We start from the raw sequence: 18,923 nt of genomic DNA, 5'->3' as shown, positions 1-18,923 counted from the left end.
GAGGACAGATGATGTGTAAACAATAGGCTTTTTTGTTGTTTACAGCGTCTTTACCATCGTAGAGATGCTTTTTTAGTTCATTTAGGAGGAAAGGGTATGAAAAAATTAGCCGGAATATGGACGGCGCTACTGCTGACCGCCATTATGATTTCAGGCTGCGGCAATGCGGCAGGTGAGAAGGATTCCAATGCGAAGCAAAAGACAGCTGCGTCTGAAGCGTTCCCTGTCACAATTGATGATGCGTCAAACCAGGATGTTACCATCAAAAAGGAGCCGAAAAAAATTGTTTCGTTAATGCCGAGCAACACGGAAATTACATATGCTCTCGGACTCGGTGACAAAGTGGTCGGCGTCACCACAAACGATACATATCCAAAGGAAGTCAAACAGGTTGAGAAGGTTGGGGATATGAATGTAAACGTCGAGAAAGTCATTTCTCTTAAACCTGATCTCGTTCTCGCTCATGAATCTTCCATGTCAGCTTCAGCAGATGCCATCAAGCAGCTGAAGGACGCTGGCATTGCTGTGCTGACTGTCAATGATGCACAATCATTCGCAGAGGTATACAAATCAATCGAAATGATCGGTGAAGCTGCCGGAGCTGAGAAAAAAGCGGGCCAACTGGTCAACAGCATGAAATCAGACCTGCAGGAGATTAAAGAAAAAGCGAAATCCATTTCAAAAGACGAGGAAAAAAGCGTCTTTATTGAGGTTTCGCCTGATCCTGACATTTACACAACCGGAAAAGACACGTTTATGAATGAAATGCTGAATGTCATCCATGCTAAAAACGCTGCAGCGGATCAAAAAGGCTGGGTGCAAATGACAGACGAGGCCATCGTAAAGCTGAATCCAGACGCCATTGTCACAACGGACGGTGTAAAAGCGGATGCGGTGGAAAAACGCGATGGCTGGAGCGGAATCAATGCTGTGAAACATCATCGCGTTTATGATGTTGATCCTGATCTCGTCACACGTTCAGGTCCGCGTCTGATCGAAGGGGTCGAAGAACTTGCGGAAAGCATCTACCCGGATACGTTTAAAGAATAATCGTTTTGCTGCTTATAGCATCAGTTTCTTATTTTTAGCTGCCAGTATCATATTGGGCATTTCCTGCGGCAGTCTGCCAATTCCGATATCCGCCATCTTTCATATCTTTTGGCATGAAGGTTTTGGCGGCTCTGCCGGCTCCTATGATCCAATGTATACAAATATTATGATGAATATCAGACTGCCGAGAGTCTTGCTGGCCGCCCTTGTGGGGGCGGCTCTTTCTATCGCAGGGGCTGCTTTTCAGGGACTTTTAAAAAATCCGCTCGCTGATCCGTATACGCTCGGTGTTTCGTCCGGTGCTTCCGTCGGGGCGGTTTCAACCTTATTTTTTGGACTGCAGTTCCCCGTCATCGGAGGCTTTACACTGCCGGTTGTAAGTGTAGCTGCAGCGCTTGTCACGATTGTGGCTGTTCTTTCGTTCAGCCGCCTCGTTCACGCTTCGATGTCTGTCTCTACGCTTATTCTGACCGGTGTCATCATCAATTCATTTTTGGGCGCATTTATTTCTCTCATCATTGCTCTGACAGGTGATAATTTGCTGCCGATTGTGCATTGGCTGCTTGGCAGCGTCTCGATGAGAGGCTGGAGCTACGTTGCCCTGTTTCTCCCGTTTTTTCTTTTAGGAACCGTGATCCTGATCATAAACGGAAGAGAACTCAACGTGATGACCTATGGAGAGGAGAAAGCAAGGCTTCTCGGGGTCAGCGTCCAGCACAGAAAAATGCTGATTTTAATTGCAGGGTCACTGCTGACAGGCAGCGCTGTGGCTGTATCCGGCACCATTGGCTTTGTCGGGCTTGTGATTCCGCATATCACAAGATTGCTGTGGGGAACGGATCACCGGCATTTATTGCCGCTGTCTGCCTTGCTTGGCGCGGGATTTCTCGTTTTGGCCGATCTGCTTTCGAGAACAATGATTGAACCGGTTGAACTGCCGATCGGCATTATTACAGCCTTAGCGGGAGCTCCTGTTTTCGCTCTGATTTTAATTCGGCAGCATCGCGGGGGGAGAAGCTTATGATCAAGGCAGAGGGGCTGTCGGGAGGTTACGGAGGCAGCCGGCTGATTAAAAATATCAGTTTAACAGTGAAGAAGGGAGAATTTCTTGGCATTCTCGGACCGAACGGGAGCGGAAAAACAACACTGCTTCACTTGCTGACAGGAACACTTCCGGCAATAGAAGGCTCCGTTTGTCTGGCTGGCAAACCACTCACTGAATATAAACCGAAGAAACTGGCGCAAATGATGGCGGTTCTGCCGCAAAAAACAGAACAAGCCTTTAGCTTCACTGTCAAAGAAACCGTATCCTTCGGCAGATATCCATTTCAAAAAGGGCTGTTCAGCCAGCAGACTGAAGAGGATGAAGCCATTATTCGGAATGCGATGGAACAAACAGGGGTACTCGCTTTCGCTGAGAAATCGATTCGTGATCTAAGCGGGGGCGAACAGCAGCGGGTTTATTTGGCTCAAGCACTGGCGCAGCAGCCGCGCATTTTATTTTTAGACGAACCGACTAATTTTCTGGATTTGGCCTATCAAAAAGAACTGCTCGATCTTATCAAGCGCCTGACGAGAGAAAATGGGCTGACTGCTGTCAGTGTTTTTCACGATCTGAACACCGCTAGCCTGTACTGTGATGAAATCGTCTTTATAAAAAACGGAACAGCCGGGCCTAAGCAAAAACCGGAAACCGCCATCACAGAAGAGCACATTAAGGCGTTGTATAACACGAAAGTCAGCACTTTCATCCATCATCAATTGCCTAAACCGCTTATTGCAATTCAGCCTGAAAACAGCGCCCTAAAGCAGCAGGCGATTCCGTTTGAAACTTTGCTGCAAGTGCGGCGCGACGAGATCCTCTTGCAAACGGAAATCCCGCTCCGCACGCTGTCTTCTGCTCCTGTCGGTTCAGGCTTTTCTTGGAACCGGACGTTTCTCCATAAACGGGTGCCTGCCCAGTCAGAACAAAAAGAGGAGCTTACAGCCTATTTATCTGAAAACGGCTATTATCCGCAGGAAACCTGTGCGATGGCCTCCTCCGGCAGACTTGACCGGCTTGTGTGCCGTACGTTTGAAGACGAAGAGCTGTCCGTTTGTATTTGTGTCATGTCCGGCTTTTCGATATGGATTTTAATCAACGGCTTTGCGACAGACCAATTCTTCGTCAGGGCTGTCATGGGGGCGGAAGCCGAGCGCATGAAAGTGCTGGGCGGTGAACAGGATGAACATGGAGAAATCCTCGTTGCAGCGACACAAACTGAAGAGATATCTTCAGAAACCATAGAAAAACGGCTGAATCAATTGATTCGGTTTGGGACAGCTGAATGTGTGCGGGAGGCTGCGGACCTGCTTGAATAAGTCTGTAAAGGAGACAGATATGATGAAACTATATACAAAAACAGGCGATAACGGGCAAACGAGTTTAATCGGAGGCAGAACAGACAAGGACAGCCTCCGAGTAGAAAGCTACGGCACGATTGATGAGCTGAACAGTTTTGTCGGACTGGCTTTGGCTGAGCTTTCCGGGAAGCGCGGCTTTGAGGATCTAACGGCCGAGCTGCTCAACATTCAGCACGAGCTCTTTGACTGCGGGGGCGATCTGGCAATCATCACAGAAAAAAGAGACTATAAGTTGAAGGAAGAATCCGTCTCCTTTTTAGAAATGCGCATCGACGCCTATACAGAAGAGGCACCTGACCTAAAGAGATTTATTCTTCCGGGCGGATCAAAGGCCGCTTCGCTTCTCCATGTGGCGCGCACCATTACAAGGCGGGCGGAACGCCAAGTGGTGGCGCTGATGAAAACGGAAGAGATCCATGAAATGGTGCTCCGTTATCTCAATCGATTGTCCGACTATTTCTTTGCCGCAGCACGGGCTGTCAACGTGAGAAGCGGTATTGACGATGTGGAGTATGAAAGAAGCGCTATTGTGTTTCGCGATCGAAACAGCAGCGGATCATAAAAACACATTAATGAAAGCTGGCATTTTCAGTACATGCCGGCTTTTTATTTTTTTCATTTTGTCAATTTCCCTTTTTACGACAAAAAATGAACCTTATGAATTATTGACTGAAAAATGGAAAAATGAGATATTGTAACAAATTGATGTAAAAAATAGGCAGTGGGGGGGCTCTGATAGATGGTGAGACTCATTGAAAGTGATAGCGTCTGGAAGAGAAATTTTAACTTTCTTTTTTTCTCAAGAATAGTCAAGATTTCCGGCGATATGTTCGCATTTAATTCGATATTATGGTTTTTAATTTTTGACGGTGAAGGTGCGATCGGAACTGCTTTATTGATTGCTGTCACCTTTTTGCCGGAAGCCGTTTTAGCACCTGTGACGGGTCCTTTCATGAAGCAGAATACATTGAAATTCTGGATGTACTTTTCAGACCTGACAAGAGCCGCGGTTGTTTTAATCATTCCGATCTGCCATTTCGGCGGATTCTCTCCGCTGTGGTTTGTTATGACTCTTATGATTGTGCATTCAGCTACTGGCGCTGCCTACAATCCTGCTTCCATTGCTTTAATCCCTCAAATTGTAGATGAAAAGGGCATTCAAAAAGCAAATGCTGTGCTGCAGTCGTCCGCCCAAATTGTCCGGCTTGGAGCTGTGACACTATGCGGCGCTCTCCTTACGTTTATCAGTCCTTCATATACAATGCTTATGGCTCTCGTACTTTATCTTATTTCTGGTTTTCTTGTTCTCTTTATCAAATACACTGCTGTTGAAACAAAATCGGAATCAGCGGCCGTTGCACAGAGAGGTACATATTTTGGCAGACTGAAACGCGGTTTTGTTCTTGTCAGAAAACACCAAATCTTATATCCGCTCGCTATCTATTGTATTTTTATGAATTTCGCGGCAGCCCCTTGGGAAGCGCTCTCCGCTGTGTATGTTGCGGAGGATTTAAACGGACAGCCGATTGTATATTCGCTATTAAAAGCCACCACCGCAATAGGCGCGTTTTTATTGGGATTTGTACTGACAAAAGTAAAAGTAAACAAGTACGGACTGCTTTTCGTAACGGCAGGCATTATTGAAGGGTTCGCATTCTTTATTACCGGAATGAATACCTTTTTGCCGCTCGTCTTTTTCGCCGCCTTTACTTTTGGCGCTGCAGTCAGTGCGATCAATGTTCCCGAGTATACGATTATACAGACATCTGTCGATAGCGAGGACCAGCCGCAAGTTTATGCCGTCATACATATGATCTCAAATATTTCGATTCCGGCCGGCGCTGTCATTTGCGGATATGCCGCAAATGCTTTTGGTTCAGGAAATGTGATCGCTGCCGGGGGAGTTGTGGAAATTATCGCGGGTATCGGAATCCTTCTGTTTACAAAGCTGGCCAAAGCAGAACAATCCGATTTGGTAAAAGAAAGGGAAGCAAGTGTTCATCTGTAAAGGTTTTTGAAGAAGCCATGCCTCGTGCATGGCTTTTTTTATGCCGCTGGGTCCGGTGCTGTCTACGACTCTGGTCTTATCCAAAAATCAATCTCTGATTCGTTTTGCTCATCTGCTGTTTTGTATAAGATGAAGACAAGGAAAACGAAAGGAGGATCTGCATGAAGATCAACAAGAAAACGATAGGCGGATTCTTATTAATTGTATTTGGAATCTCCGTCTTTTTTGGGGGAGGCAGCTTCGGATTTATGATTCCGCTTGTGATCGGAGGCTTGCTGACATACGCGGGAATCAAAAGATTCGCAGCGGGCAAAACCATCACAGGCATCATCTTGGGCGGAATCGGGGCGATGATGCTCATTTGCTCACTGCCGTTTCTCGTCGGAATTGCACTCGCAGCCGCTATGGTGTATTACGGCTGGAAACTGATGAAAAACGGATCCGCGGAAAGCGATGTGTCAGGCTTTGACCCTGAACCAGCTTCTGCCGGCTACCAGTCTCATTTTGATGACGAATGGGAAAATTTTTTAAAGAAAAAATAACACATGATATGAGGAGGAATAACGGTATGGTATTAAAAAGAATGAGAGATATGTTTGTTGCGTCAGTTCATGAAGGCTTGGATAAACTGGAGAACCCTAAGGTGATGCTGAATCAATACGTTCGTGATATGGAAAGCGATATTGCAAAAGCAAAACAAACGATCGTCAAACAGCATACGATTGCCTTTCAATTTAAGAAAAAATATGAAGAAGCAAATGAAGTGGCTGGAAAGCGTAAGAATCAAGCTCAGCTCGCTTTTGATGCCGGTGAAGAAGAGCTTGCGAAAAAAGCGCTGACAGAAATGAAGTATTTAGAGGGAAAGGCAGCAGAGCACAAAGCTTCCTACGAACAGGCAAGCAGCCAGCTGGCTGAGCTGAAAGAACAGCTGGCCACACTTGAAACAAGGCTTCAGGACGTAAAGGATAAAAAACAGGCGCTGATTGCCCGGGCAAACGCCGCAAAAGCAAAAGAGCATATGAACGCGACATTCGACAAAATTGACAGTGAAAGCGCGTATCGTGAATTTCTGCGGATTGAAAACCGAATTGAGGAAATGGAAATCCGTGCTGATTATTCGAAGTCAGCGGAAGCCGGCACAGAATCGAGCCGAAGTGAATTTGCAGGTGAAGTAGAAGCTGAAATTGAAAAGATGCGGGAACTCTCATTGAAAAAATCAGATCAAACATCACATGCAGCAAATGAATAAGCGGGACAGGGAAGGGTTTTCGTCAAGTCCTTCCCTTCCGCACGTATCAATTCACAGGCTTTTCCTTTATAATAGAATGAATGAGAAGGATGAAAACAAATGAAAAAAATGCTGGGCAAACTGCTGATCATTGCCGGTATTCTTATTTTATCCGCAGTTGTTATCAAAGACGTGCTTGCTGAAGGTCTTTCATTCATAAACGGCACTGAAGCTGACTCAGCCAGTGCTTCACCGCATGAGATCGAAAGCGTAATCATTGAATCGGATCACAAGAATGTGAAGATCATAGCGGAAGAGCGTAATGACATATCAGCAACCATCTCAGGTGACTCCGGGAAATTGTTTGTGGCTGAAAAGAGAAGAAAGCTGGAGCTGACGGCAAAGGAAAAAGAATTTCAATTTTTGAATGGATTTCATCGCTCTTCCCTTGTCGTCCGCATTCCATATACGTACAAAGGCGGTTTGGTTGTGAGAACATCAAGCGGCGACGTGTCTGTAGCCGGTAACAAACACCTCACGCTTTCCGAGCTGAACGCAGCATCTGCAAGCGGAAATATGGCCGTAACGGGTATCCGCCTCCAAGAGCTGAAGATGAAGGGTTCTTCCGGGGATGTGTCGATATCAAATACAGACGCTAAAACAGCCGGCATCCGCTTAACTTCAGGCGACGCAAACTTGGACGGTGTTTCAGGCTCACTTGATGTACGGATGACATCAGGAAACTTTCGTGCGGATTTAGAAAAGGTAGCAGGCTCTTCAGCTGTCACATTAACGAGCGGTGATGTGTATCTGGAGCTTCCCGAAAACGGCAGTTTCAAAGTCAATGCGGCTTCAGAGAGCGGAAGCGTCAGCTCGGCGTATCCATTTGCTGATACAGCACATAAAGATCATCATCAAATCACAGGCTCACATGGAAGCGGCCAGCATCTAGTCGATATTAAAACAGACAGCGGGGATGTAGCGATACAGTAGCATCTGGCAGAAGAAAGGAGGCGGAACAACCAAAATGACAAAAAAACAGCTTCTCGGACTTATGATTGCTTTATTTGGCATCAGTATGTTTTTGCAAATTATCGGAATAGGCGATCTGCTGTTTTGGCCGCTCTTTTTTCTGATTGCCGGCTATTTTTTAAAAAAGTACTCCCGTGACTGGCTTGGGTCCGTCATGTATATCTTTGCCGCTTTCTTATTTTTGAAAAATCTGTTCAGCATCACCTTTAACTTATTTGGCTACGCGTTTGCCGCATTTTTAATCTACGCCGGCTACCGGCTTGTGAAAGGAAAGCCAATTTTTGAACCGAGTGAGAAGCCTATCGACTTAACGAAAAAAGAAAAACAGTCCGAGCCTCCTAAAGATGTGAAACACCCTGACATGCGAAGCTTTTTTATCGGCGAGCTTCTGATGATGAAGCAGCCGTTTGATCTGAATGATTTAAATGTATCGGGTTTTATCGGCGATGTGAAAATCGACTTGTCAAAAGCGATGATTCCGGAGGGAGAGAGCACGATTGTCATCAGCGGAGTGATCGGAAACGTTGATATTTATGTTCCATCAGACCTTGAAGTGGCTGTCAGCTCGTCCGTTTTTATCGGCGACATTAATCTGATCGGCTCGAAGAAAAGCGGATTAGGCACAAAGGTATACGCTGCGTCTTCTGATTTCAGCGAGTCCAAACGCCGGGTAAAGGTATCCGTCTCCCTATTTATCGGTGATGTGGATGTGAAATACGTATGAGAAAAAAACTGCTTGCCAGTCTCCAGTGGCGCGCCATTCGCATGACAACGGGAATCAGTCTGCTCCTTTTTGTCTGCTTGATTTCTTTTATGATGGTTTACTATCGGCTCGATCCGTTTGTGCTGCTGTCGTCAAGCTGGTTCGGGATTCCGTTTATCCTGATTTTGGTGCTGATCAGCCTTACGATCGGTTTTGCGTCAGGCTACATGTACGGCAACCGGCTGAAAACAAGGGTCGATACATTGATCGAATCGATTTTAACATTTGAAAACGGTAACTTCGCTTATCGTATACCGCCGCTCGGGGACGATGAAATCGGGCTTGCAGCCGATCAGCTGAATGAAATGGCGAAGCGGGTTGAACTTCAAGTCGCTTCCCTGCAAAAGCTTTCAAATGAACGGGCTGAATGGCAGGTGCAAATGAAGAAATCAGTCATTACAGAAGAACGCCAGCGATTGGCAAGAGACCTGCACGATGCTGTCAGCCAGCAGCTCTTTGCGATATCCATGATGACCTCCGCCGTATTAGAACACGTAAAAGATACGGATGATAAAACTGTGAAACGGATCAAGATGGTAGAGCACATGGCGGGAGAAGCCCAAAATGAAATGAGGGCGCTGCTGCTCCATTTAAGGCCAGTGACGCTCGAAGGGAAAGGGCTGAAGGAGGGTCTTACGGAGCTTTTGGACGAGTTCCGGAAAAAACAGCCGCTTGATATCGAGTGGGACATACAGGATACACCGATTTCCAAAGGAGTAGAGGATCATTTATTCAGGATCGTACAGGAGGCCCTTTCGAATGTATTCAGGCATTCAAAAGCCTCAAAAGTATCCGTAATCCTCGGTGCAAAGAACAATCAGCTGCGGCTGAAGGTCATTGATAACGGAAAAGGATTTAAGATGGACCAGGTAAAAGCGTCATCCTATGGCTTGAATTCGATGAAAGAACGTGCAAGCGAAATCGGCGGAGTTGCCGAGGTAATTTCGGTTGAAGGAAAAGGCACACAAATCGAAGTAAAGGTCCCGATTTTCCCGGAAGAAAAAGGAGAGAACGAACGTGATTCGAGTATTGTTGATTGATGATCATGAAATGGTCAGAATGGGGCTCGCCGCTTTTTTGGAAGCACAGCCCGATATTGGTGTCATCGGCGAAGCATCTGATGGCAGCGAGGGTGTACAGCTTGCTGTTGAATTAAAGCCTGATGTGATTTTAATGGATCTTGTCATGGAAGGCATGGACGGCATTGAAGCGACAAAGCAAATTTGCCAGAAGCTTTCCGATCCGAAAATTATTGTGCTCACAAGCTTCATTGATGATGACAAAGTGTACCCGGTCATTGAAGCGGGAGCGCTCAGCTACTTATTAAAAACGTCAAAAGCGGCCGAAATCGCTGATGCGATCCGTGCCGCAAGCAAGGGAGAGCCAAAGCTTGAATCAAAAGTGGCGGGGAAAGTATTATCCCGGCTGCGCCACTCAGGCGAAAACGCGCTCCCGCATGAATCCCTCACGAAACGGGAGCTTGAGATTCTCTGTCTGATTGCAGAAGGAAAAACAAATAAAGAAATTGGGGAGGAGCTGTTTATCACGATTAAAACAGTCAAAACCCACATCACCAATATTTTATCAAAGCTGGATGTCAGCGACCGGACACAGGCAGCCGTCTACGCACACCGCAATCACCTCGTAAAATAGGCGTCCGTTATTTGGACGCGCCCTTCGTTCCGAAGTCTCTGACGACCACATTGACCCGGTAGTCTATTTCCGCATCGCTGAAATAATGATCATCCCATTTTCTGGCGATCTTTTTCCATTTTTGAGGATAATGAATTCTGACCTCGTTTCCCAGCCCAGTGACATCTGCTTTGATATCTTTTTGCAGTTTGTCTGTAATAAATGCTGTTACTGTTTCTTCTAATCGTTTTTCGACTGTTCTTTCAATATCTTTGATATATGAATCCTTAAACGAATCTTCATCAGGATTCCAGTCCTCGGATAAACGCCCTTCAATATTGCGTGTGACGGTGAATGTAAACTTTCCGTCCTTGTAGGATGTCTTGATCTTACGATTGCTGGAGTACACTTCGTAAGAAAAAAGATTGCCATTATGCCTCATATCAATGACGCCTCCTTCGACAGTGCCTGTAAATAAGTTGATATTTTGAACCTCAACCGGTGTTAAATTTCGGTTCCATAATTTTTCTTTGATGATAGTGGCCCCGTTTATCGCGAGTTTGCCGTTTTCCTTACCGACATGAGGGATGAGGAACGAATCGTCAGAGGTCAAGTGTTCTGAGATCTCCCCCAATGTAACAGGCTCCATCATTCTGATCGTTACCGCATTATTTTCTGTCAGATCGTAAATTACATTGGATGCGGGTTCGCCTTGATCATTCATTTTAAATATATCCTTAGTTCTGTCATCGGTGACAAAGACGTATGAACTCCTCCTTGTTCCGTTGTCTCTGACAAACTGGTTAATGATCGCGTCCATTCCAGTATGATCCGCAATCACGCTCTTGGAAATCAGAATGAGACGCAAATGCTGTGAAAACGTAGGGTTATGCTTTAATGCAGATGTTCTCATCATTTGATGGACCGTTTCACCCTTTGTGATAGCAAGCTGTGTCGGATCAGATGAAGAGCCTTCCTTGGCGCTGATTTTTTTCGGCACGAGAATCTGCTGTGTCAGTTCTAAATTTTTATCATCCGGCTTGTCTAAGCCAACACCGATGATCAGGCTTAATTCCTCAATATTCCGGCTGTCCCAGCATCCGGTCAGCAATAGGATACATATGAACATACTTAAAATCCGGATTTTCATTTTGCTGTAATCCTCCTTTTGAGAGCTACAATGAAAAACAGAATGAAGGGAAGCAGAAACAGGCAGACGAAAATGTACCCCAGATAATCGCTGTACATCATGACCTGATTGGCGTCATCCGGCCATAAAGAAAAATAATAGACAGCCGCACCGATGAGCACCATGCTTTTTTTAGTCGATAATCCAAACGTCTTCTTCAGCCCGTTAGCGGCAAAATACCCGTAAATGACAAACGTTGTGAAAAACTGAATAATCCAGACGACCAGTAAAAACGATTCAAACCGTTCAATGAATATGCCTTTCAGCTCAAAAGACTGAAAGAGAGAAATGGTCGGCCAGATCAGCGTTTTCACCTCAGGAGCTGTCAAAGCCCCGACAACGATGATATACGTCAGGATATATAAAATAATCGGAATCAGAAATCCGATAGCCGCGTATCTGAATGTGTATTTCTTTTTCTTCATATGTTCAGGAAGAAACAGCATCACTTCCATTCCTAAAAAAGAGATGGAAACGACAGTTAGGGAGTTCGCGATGGGTCCCAAGCCCTCACCTAAAACAGGGCGCAAGTTATTGATGTCAAAAATTTTAAAACTGATCCCAAACACTATCAGCAAAATAATAATCGTAATCGTTAAATAAAAGGGAAACAGCCGCGAAACATCACTTAGCCCCCCAATGATTAAATAGATGCCGCAGCAGATAAACGTTATAATAATGACCTGAATCGGCGTTCTCTCCAGCAGGAAAAACTTTACCATTTCAGCCATCGCCCTGGTTTCAAAACTGGCCACGCCGATAAAATAGCAGGAGATCAAAAGCCCGATGATGCTGCCAATCCATTTCCCAAGCCCTTCCCGCAAATACTCAAACAGTGAGGGATATTGATGTTTTTTCTGAATGAGCGTGTTTAAATAAATGAAAAAAATAAAAATGACACCTTCTAATATCAGCGAGATCCAGCCGTCAGGAGTATTACCCCTACTGGTCAGCGCTCGGGGCAATGTTAAAAGACCGGCACCGAGCATTGTATTTGCAACAACAGAAATACCTTGAAAGGTATTAAGTTTGAGTGGAGTCTGTTTTTGGCTCATTTGGATTATTCGCCTCTTTTGGTTTGTTTTTAATTGGGAGACGGATAATGGAATCCTCCGTATTTTTCAGGCTGAAAAATCCATTTGGCGAAAAATACGGAGATCCAAAGCTCGTTTGTCTCGTAAGGTGCGTATAAATGACCAGCATAAATAAAATAATCCCGTACAGCCCGAGTATTGCGGCGGAAAACATCGAAATAAAACGCAGCACCCGGAAAGACAGCCCCATTCCGTATTGGGGAACGGTAAAGGATGCAAGGGCAATGACACTGACGACAATCACCATAATCGAACTGACGAGATTCGCTTCTACCGCCGCTTGTCCGATGACGACACCCCCGACGAGGCCGATCGTCTGTCCCAATGGGTTTGGAAGACGCAGCCCGGCTTCTCTTAGCAGCTCGATCGTCACTTCCATCAGCAAGGCTTCAAATATCGGAGGAAACGGCACGTTTTCCCTGTTTGCCGAAATTGTGACGGCGAGCGCGGTCGGAAGTAACCCTTGATGAAATGACACGAGTGCGATATAAATCGATGACAAAAACAAGGTGATGAATATAGAAGCAAAACGCAGCGACCGGATGAGGGATGCCGAGATCCAGCGTTCGTAGTAATCATCCGGAGATTGCATCAGTACACCGAGTGAAACCGGCACCAAAAGCACAAATGGGGAACTGTCCACCAAAATCGCAACCCGGCCGTTGAACAGGGCGGACGACACCTTATCGGGCCTTTCCGTATTTTGAATTTGCGGAAACGGCGAGTATTTATTATCTTCAATAAGTTCTTCAAGCGTTCCGCTGTCCTGGATATCCTCCAGTTTGATATTGTTAAGCCGCGCTTTTACTTCTTTCACAACGGACTTTTTTGCTTTGCCTTCAATGTACATCATCGCCGCCGGCTTCAGTTTGTTATCGCCAATCATGATTTTTTTGGTAATGAGTTTCGGATGAGAGGTCCTTTGCCTGATCAGAGCAAGGTTTGTATCGATATCCTCCACAAATGCAACCTTTGGTCCGCGAACCACTTTTTCAGTTGTCGGCTCTGTCAGGCTTCTTGTTTGTTTCTTTCCTGTGGACAGGATATAGGCTTTGTTGAGGCCATTAACAAACACCGCGCAATTGCCGCTGAGAATTTCCTTAACCGTTTTTTCGGACGTTTCTACTGGCCTTGCGTCAATTTGGTCGAGGCGTTTTTTGACCTGGTCAAGCGTCAGCGTCTCCTCATCCTTGATTAAGGTTTTGATTGATTCCAAAACCTTCTGCTGGTCATTCAATTCACTAAAGTAGAGATAGTAAAAAACAAGTCCGTTCGCCAGCATTTTTTTATTTTTCACCAGATCATCGTTTTCTTTTAATTTTGGAAGCACCAATGCTAAATTATCGTGTATATATTCCTTAAATTCTGTTTGTTCCAACGAGGTCACCTCTTGTCCAAAACCTTAGTAGAGGTTATCTTTTCCTGTTAAAAAAATGATATACTGTGTTACAGTATTTTATGGCAGAAGTTTTTTTATGAAAGCGGAGGATATGAAGTGGCACAGGTAAGACTTGCAGGAAAACAAGAAGAAATAGAACAGCTCATTAAATCATTTGAAAAGCATTACGATGTCTCTTATACATCGAGGGAGTACGGACGAACGAATCCGAAGTACAAATATTCAAAGGACTCCCGAGTATATCTTGAATTAAAATTAAAATCTGCCAAGATCGAAAAATAAAAAGGATTTTTTATATCACTGGCGAATTTGATCTATTGAAGCAACCGTTATGGAGGGATACATAAAATGGACTACAGAATTGAAAGAGACACCATGGGAGAAGTAAAAGTTCCTGCTGATAAATTTTGGGGCGCCCAAACACAGCGAAGCAAGGAGAACTTCAAGATTGGTTCTGAAAAAATGCCGATGCGTGTTGTGAAGGCGTTTGCAATATTGAAACGCAGCACGGCGATCGCTAATAAACGCCTGGGCAATCTAGATGCGGAAAAAGCGGAAGCCATTGCAGCAGTTTGTGATGATGTGCTCAAAGGCAAATACGATGATAACTTCCCGCTTGTTGTATGGCAGACCGGAAGCGGCACACAAAGCAACATGAACATGAACGAAGTGGTGGCCAATCGTGCGACTGCGTTATTAAAAGAAAAGAACTCTGATCAAACGATTCATCCAAACGATGACGTTAACCGCAGCCAAAGCTCAAACGATACGTTCCCGACAGCGATGCACGTTGCTGCCGTTTTATCTGTCTATGAACAGCTTGTGCCTGCGCTTGATCAGCTTCGCAATACGTTAGACGAAAAAGCGAAAGCATACAATGATATTGTGAAAATCGGACGTACGCATCTTCAGGATGCCACACCTCTGACTCTTGGACAGGAAATCAGCGGATGGGTGCACATGCTCGATCGTTCGAAGGAAATGATTTTAGAAGCGACAGACAAAATGCGCGCGCTTGCAATCGGAGGTACAGCTGTCGGAACAGGAATCAATGCTCACCCGGAATTTGGAGAGCTTGTTTCAGAGGAGATCACGAAACTGACAGGTCAAACGTTTAACAGCTCGTCGAATAAATTCCATGCGCTGACAAGCCATGACGAAATCACATATGCACACGGCGCTTTAAAAGCTCTTGCCGCTGATTTAATGAAAATCGCAAACGATGTCAGATGGCTTGCGAGCGGGCCTCGCTGCGGCATCGGGGAGATTGTCATTCCTGAAAATGAGCCTGGTAGCTCCATTATGCCTGGAAAAGTGAACCCAACACAAAGTGAAGCACTGACGATGATCGCAGCGCAAATTATGGGGAACGATGCGACAATCGGCTTTGCCGCAAGTCAGGGGAACTTTGAACTAAACGTATTTAAACCTGTGATCATTTACAACTTCCTGCAATCCGTGCAGCTGCTGAGTGACGGAATGAACTCCTTCCATGATAAGTGTGCTGTCGGTATCGAGCCAAATAAAGAAACGATTCAGGAAAACTTGTCGAATTCTTTAATGCTGGTTACGGCGCTGAATCCGCATATCGGATATGAAAATGCCGCAAAAATTGCCAAGCTTGCCCATAAAGAGGGATTGACGCTGAAAGAAGCGGCTTTGAAGCTTGAATTGCTGACAGAGGAACAATTTAACGAAATGGTGAAACCGGAAGATATGGTAAAACCAAAGGCGTAATAGAGAAAAAACGGCTGCTTGTAAAGCAGCCGTTCTTCTAAATATATTGCTGTTTCAAGAGATATGTAAGCTGCTCGGCATCCTCTGCGAGAGCTTCCGACTCCATCAGATTATGGATCATTCCTTTTATGATCACCAGCTTCGGTGTTTTTTTCTTCATTTCTGCTTCAAGTATGTCCAAGCTCTCCGATAATTCAAAAGAGGAGTTTGTGTTCAAGTTTTTTATTTTTTCACGAAGGCTTTTCACAATCGATTCAGTCAGCGGGTCAGGCCGTCCGTGAGACAGGGGCCCGAATAAAGAGCTTGCTTCTTCTAATGTAATGAAAGGCTCATCGTTTCGTTCAGACATGCCTTTGACCATATCATCAATTCGGTTAATAACGATATCTGCTAATTGATCCGGCTTCACAGTATACCCGAGCAAAATCATGCATTCCAGGTAAATCTGGCTGATTCCTTCTATTAGAAAACAAAGATCCGCTGTATAAGGTTCAGCTTTCTCTCCGTATATGTTTAACAGACTGTCAATGTGAAATTGAAGGGAAGTCTGGCGGATTTTTTTCGCGCATTGCTCTACTTCATCCGTATAAGGCAGAGAACCTTCCTTCATCTGCATTGTAATAAAGTCTTTGTGTTCAAGGATGTTTTCATAGAACACGGTAAGCTGCTTGCGGTAAGCTGTTCTGGGGCTGTCGCCTTTCGTTTTAATATTTAAAATACGGGTAAACGTTTTATCATAATAGTAATTCAGCATAGACAATAGCAGCGCTTCTTTAGAAGGAAAATAAATATAAAAAGCGCCTTTAGAAATTTTGCATGCTTTGGCAATTTCCTGAACCGATGTTGAGTTATATCCTTTTTGGGCAAACAGTTTAATGGCTGTTTCAATAATCAGCTTTTCTTTTTCCTTCAAATGGTTCCACCCTTTCGGAGCCTGAGGCCTACATAGGATATGACCATATAGTCATACCGTACGTTATAAATTTAACCTTATTGTAACTTGTTTTTTTATCATGTATTATTTATATTATAAATTGAGATGACCGAACGGTCAAAGCTCAAGCGAAAGGGTGAATCTGAAATGAGAGAATTGGACGAAATGATCAGCCGCTTGCGAAACAGAGGAATTAAAGTGGAAAAAGTCAAATATCCGAAGCAGACGTTGTCAGAGAAAAAATGGGTTCATCAATGCAAACAGCCGCTCAAAACAAATTACAGAGATTTTAACGGCTATTCTTTCACATAAAAAATAGACTGCAAAAACATCTACAGTCTATTTTGGCACTGCTATGCGGTATGTTACACCCGTTTTGTCATTTTCAATTGAGATAGACGCCTTATGAAGAGTTAAAATACGTTTTACGATGCTGAGACCAATGCCGAATTCGCCTTTCTTCCCTTTATTAAAAGGCTCATAGAGGCTGGAAAGCATCTCATCTTCAATATGCGGTCCGTCATTTTTAATGGTGATAAAGATATTCCGATCATCTTGTTTCATGATGATTTCAATCTTTGTTGCGGCATAGCGGATTTGATTTTCCAGTATGTTCTCCAGAAGCTTGTTCCATTGCTCGGGATCACCCGGCATGAGAATGTCTTCTTCTACATCAATTCCCCATGATATTTCTTTTCGCGCCCATTTCAGTCTTTCAATGACTTCTTCTGTCACTTCCATAATACTGAATGTTTCATGTTGTACTTTTTGCTTAGATAAGTAATCGAGCTTTGTTAAATATAATAAATCTTTTATTTTTTTCTCCAGCTTAAGGGCTTCGCCTTCAATGACATCTACTGTATTTTCAAGATCTCCTTTAGGAAAAATCCCATCTTTGATGGACTGGGTATATCCCCTGATCACCATAACCGGCGTTTTTAAATCATGAGAAATATTTTGTAAAAGGGTTCTTTCTGTTTCATCCTTTTGCACGAGCTTTTGGCGCATCTCTTCGATGGTATGGCCCAATTTGCCGATTTCATCTTTCCGATCCACTATGACAGGATCATCCCAATCCTGTTCTGAAATCCGTTTGACGTGCTTTTCAAACGAAACGAGAGGCCTTGATAAATATTTCGCAAGCCAAATCGCCGGAATCCAGCTTAATAAAATGACAACCGCTATAATAAACAGCAGCTGTTTGAACAGGGTGAAGGCCAGATCGTCCCGATAAGAATCAAGTGCATAGGACAGCATCATGGCGGATTGCCCGTTGACGGAAAGTCCCTTCTTAATGACAAAAAACACTTTTTCGCCATTAATTTCAGCGCTGTATCGTTTCTTTTTGGCTTCCTGTTTATCAGCTAGCTGGTATACCTTATGAATAAAATCAGACGAGAGGATTCGTAAATCCTTGTCTGACGAAGCCGCTTCATTTTCTGGCAGAAGCACGTGCTGTACAGAGCGCACGGTCGTCGGCGCCGTGGCTTCCTCACTGTAATAGCGCCTTTCGATTGAACCAGGCAGGCGGTACTCAGTCAGAACATGCTGTTCATTTTCAATGGTGGTGTACGTTTCATTGGTGAAAAAATCACGCAGCGTGTTTGAAAATAAAACAAGCAATAAAATCGATATGGCTAACAGGATGCCGGAGATAACAACCCATATTTGAAACGAGAGCGGCTTGTTTTTCATGATGTCATCATCCTGTAGCCAAACCCGTAAATGGTCTCCACTTTGAGTTCAGGCATCTTTTTACGCAGCCTCCGGACAAGATCATCAACAACGCGGTCAGTTCCAAAGTAATCATGTCCCCATACCTTGACGAGAATATCCTCACGGGAATATGGATGTCCTTTATGATGGATAAATAAGAGGAGGAGATCAAATTCCTTCGACGTTAAATTAATCAAATTGCCGTTTTCATCATAGACCTCACGGGCGTCTTCCGCGACCCGATAGGAGGAGACGACGGTTTCGTTTTTTTGTGCGGCCGGCGCTTCCTTATAGACAAGCTGCAATAGTTTTTGCACACGTATAATCAGTTCCCGCGGGAGAAATGGTTTTGAAATATAGTCATTGCTTCCAAGCTCTAACCCAAGCACTCTGTCAATATCGGCGTCTCGTGCGGAAATAAAAATGACCGGCACGTCAGGGTCTTTCTCTTTAATTTCTTTTATTAATGTATAGCCGTCAGTATCCGGCAGCATGATATCGAGAATCCACAGGTGGGGAGACGGCGTCATTTTTTTTCTGGCGTCTTCGCCTTTCGTAAAAGATGTAATGTTCCAGCCCTCATTCTCTAAATACTTCGTCAGCAATTCATTCAGATTATCCTCATCCTCAACTAGATAAATGGTATATGACAAGGCTCTTCACATCCTTTCAACGTCATTATAAACTAGTTTTAACATACGGCAGGCAATTTTCATAATTTCACATATTCTTTTCATT

At 44.5% G+C, this 18,923-nt stretch carries 20 protein-coding genes; 14 read left to right on the top strand and 6 right to left on the bottom strand.

From position 1 onward, the window contains the following. The first annotated feature begins 96 nt into the window (after nt 1–96). From CJU60_RS13745 to liaR, 11 genes are all read left to right on the top strand, one after another. On the top strand, nt 97–1,050 hold the full coding sequence (locus CJU60_RS13745; RefSeq protein WP_024122808.1) for an ABC transporter substrate-binding protein: 954 nt from the start codon (nt 97–99) through the stop codon (nt 1,048–1,050). Next, nucleotides 1,013–2,074 (top strand): FecCD family ABC transporter permease, encoded by a 1,062-nt coding sequence (locus CJU60_RS13740; protein ID WP_095714049.1) that lies wholly within the window; start codon nt 1,013–1,015, stop codon nt 2,072–2,074. Before CJU60_RS13745 ends, CJU60_RS13740 begins: the two co-directional genes overlap by 38 nt. After that, nucleotides 2,071–3,411 carry an ABC transporter ATP-binding protein gene (locus CJU60_RS13735; protein ID WP_095714048.1) on the top strand — a complete coding sequence of 447 codons (1,341 nt, stop codon included), beginning with the start codon at nt 2,071–2,073 and terminating at the stop codon, nt 3,409–3,411. Before CJU60_RS13740 ends, CJU60_RS13735 begins: the two co-directional genes overlap by 4 nt. 22 nt (nt 3,412–3,433) lie before the next feature. Continuing rightward, nucleotides 3,434–4,015, top strand: a complete 582-nt coding sequence (locus CJU60_RS13730) for a cob(I)yrinic acid a,c-diamide adenosyltransferase (protein ID WP_024122805.1) — start codon at nt 3,434–3,436, stop codon at nt 4,013–4,015. Between the two features lie 177 nt (nt 4,016–4,192). After that, the gene (locus CJU60_RS13725) at nt 4,193–5,461 is read left to right on the top strand and encodes an MFS transporter (RefSeq protein WP_024122804.1); all 1,269 of its coding nucleotides are present in this window, start codon (nt 4,193–4,195) and stop codon (nt 5,459–5,461) included. A 161-nt stretch (nt 5,462–5,622) separates the two neighbouring features. After that, on the top strand, nt 5,623–6,003 hold the full coding sequence (gene liaI, locus CJU60_RS13720; RefSeq protein WP_095714047.1) for a cell envelope stress-induced membrane anchor protein LiaI: 381 nt from the start codon (nt 5,623–5,625) through the stop codon (nt 6,001–6,003). A 26-nt stretch (nt 6,004–6,029) separates the two neighbouring features. Then, nucleotides 6,030–6,710 (top strand): stress responsive protein LiaH, encoded by a 681-nt coding sequence (gene liaH, locus CJU60_RS13715; RefSeq protein WP_024122802.1) that lies wholly within the window; start codon nt 6,030–6,032, stop codon nt 6,708–6,710. A gap of 99 nt (nt 6,711–6,809) precedes the next feature. After that, nucleotides 6,810–7,682, top strand: coding sequence for a LiaG family protein (gene liaG / locus CJU60_RS13710; protein WP_095714046.1), 873 nt, complete (start codon nt 6,810–6,812; stop codon nt 7,680–7,682). Nucleotides 7,683–7,716: 34 nt separating this feature from the next. Further along, entirely contained in the window at nt 7,717–8,445 is a 729-nt protein-coding gene (liaF, locus tag CJU60_RS13705; protein WP_024122800.1) for a cell wall-active antibiotics response protein LiaF, read from the top strand. Further along, nucleotides 8,442–9,524, top strand: coding sequence for a two-component system sensor histidine kinase LiaS (liaS, locus tag CJU60_RS13700; protein WP_024122799.1), 1,083 nt, complete (start codon nt 8,442–8,444; stop codon nt 9,522–9,524). Before liaF ends, liaS begins: the two co-directional genes overlap by 4 nt. Further along, nucleotides 9,502–10,137 carry a two-component system response regulator LiaR gene (liaR, locus tag CJU60_RS13695; protein ID WP_095714045.1) on the top strand — a complete coding sequence of 212 codons (636 nt, stop codon included), beginning with the start codon at nt 9,502–9,504 and terminating at the stop codon, nt 10,135–10,137. Before liaS ends, liaR begins: the two co-directional genes overlap by 23 nt. A 7-nt stretch (nt 10,138–10,144) precedes the next feature. Here liaR and gerAC read toward each other — a convergent pair whose 3' ends face one another. Genes gerAC through gerAA form a run of 3 tightly spaced genes read right to left on the bottom strand, consistent with a single transcriptional unit; the run spans nt 10,145 to nt 13,777 of the window. Beyond that, nucleotides 10,145–11,266 (bottom strand): spore germination receptor protein GerAC, encoded by a 1,122-nt coding sequence (gerAC, locus tag CJU60_RS13690; protein ID WP_095714044.1) that lies wholly within the window; start codon nt 11,264–11,266, stop codon nt 10,145–10,147. Further along, complete coding sequence (gene gerAB, locus CJU60_RS13685; RefSeq protein WP_095714043.1) at nt 11,263–12,360, bottom strand: spore germination receptor protein GerAB; 1,098 nt, start codon at nt 12,358–12,360, stop codon at nt 11,263–11,265. The genes gerAC and gerAB overlap by 4 nt, the downstream gene beginning before the upstream one ends. Continuing rightward, nucleotides 12,329–13,777 carry a spore germination receptor protein GerAA gene (gerAA, locus tag CJU60_RS13680; protein ID WP_095714042.1) on the bottom strand — a complete coding sequence of 483 codons (1,449 nt, stop codon included), beginning with the start codon at nt 13,775–13,777 and terminating at the stop codon, nt 12,329–12,331. Before gerAA ends, gerAB begins: the two co-directional genes overlap by 32 nt. A gap of 117 nt (nt 13,778–13,894) precedes the next feature. Between gerAA and CJU60_RS13675 the strand changes: the two genes are divergently transcribed. Both CJU60_RS13675 and fumC read left to right on the top strand, forming a co-directional pair. Continuing rightward, nucleotides 13,895–14,080, top strand: coding sequence for a YvzF family protein (locus CJU60_RS13675; protein ID WP_010331829.1), 186 nt, complete (start codon nt 13,895–13,897; stop codon nt 14,078–14,080). Nucleotides 14,081–14,146: 66 nt separating this feature from the next. Next, entirely contained in the window at nt 14,147–15,535 is a 1,389-nt protein-coding gene (gene fumC / locus CJU60_RS13670; protein ID WP_010331827.1) for a class II fumarate hydratase, read from the top strand. Nucleotides 15,536–15,572: 37 nt separating this feature from the next. Here fumC and CJU60_RS13665 read toward each other — a convergent pair whose 3' ends face one another. Next, the gene (locus tag CJU60_RS13665; protein WP_095714041.1) at nt 15,573–16,448 is read right to left on the bottom strand and encodes a TetR/AcrR family transcriptional regulator; all 876 of its coding nucleotides are present in this window, start codon (nt 16,446–16,448) and stop codon (nt 15,573–15,575) included. A gap of 168 nt (nt 16,449–16,616) precedes the next feature. Between CJU60_RS13665 and spxO the strand changes: the two genes are divergently transcribed. Beyond that, nucleotides 16,617–16,781: an anti-adapter protein SpxO gene (gene spxO / locus CJU60_RS13660; protein WP_003221681.1), complete on the top strand. Its 165-nt coding sequence runs from the start codon at nt 16,617–16,619 to the stop codon at nt 16,779–16,781. A gap of 27 nt (nt 16,782–16,808) precedes the next feature. Here the strand turns inward: spxO and cssS are convergent, their stop codons facing one another. Together cssS and cssR are read right to left on the bottom strand one after the other, a co-directional pair. Beyond that, entirely contained in the window at nt 16,809–18,164 is a 1,356-nt protein-coding gene (gene cssS / locus CJU60_RS13655) for a two-component system sensor histidine kinase CssS (protein WP_024122793.1), read from the bottom strand. Further along, entirely contained in the window at nt 18,161–18,838 is a 678-nt protein-coding gene (cssR, locus tag CJU60_RS13650) for a two-component system response regulator CssR (RefSeq protein WP_024122792.1), read from the bottom strand. Before cssR ends, cssS begins: the two co-directional genes overlap by 4 nt. Between the last annotated feature and the right edge of the window lie 85 nt (nt 18,839–18,923).

This window comes from Bacillus sp. 7705b (genome assembly GCF_002289525.1).
Lineage (GTDB): Bacteria > Bacillota > Bacilli > Bacillales > Bacillaceae > Bacillus > Bacillus halotolerans.
This window is presented reverse-complemented; position numbering and strand designations above follow the sequence as displayed.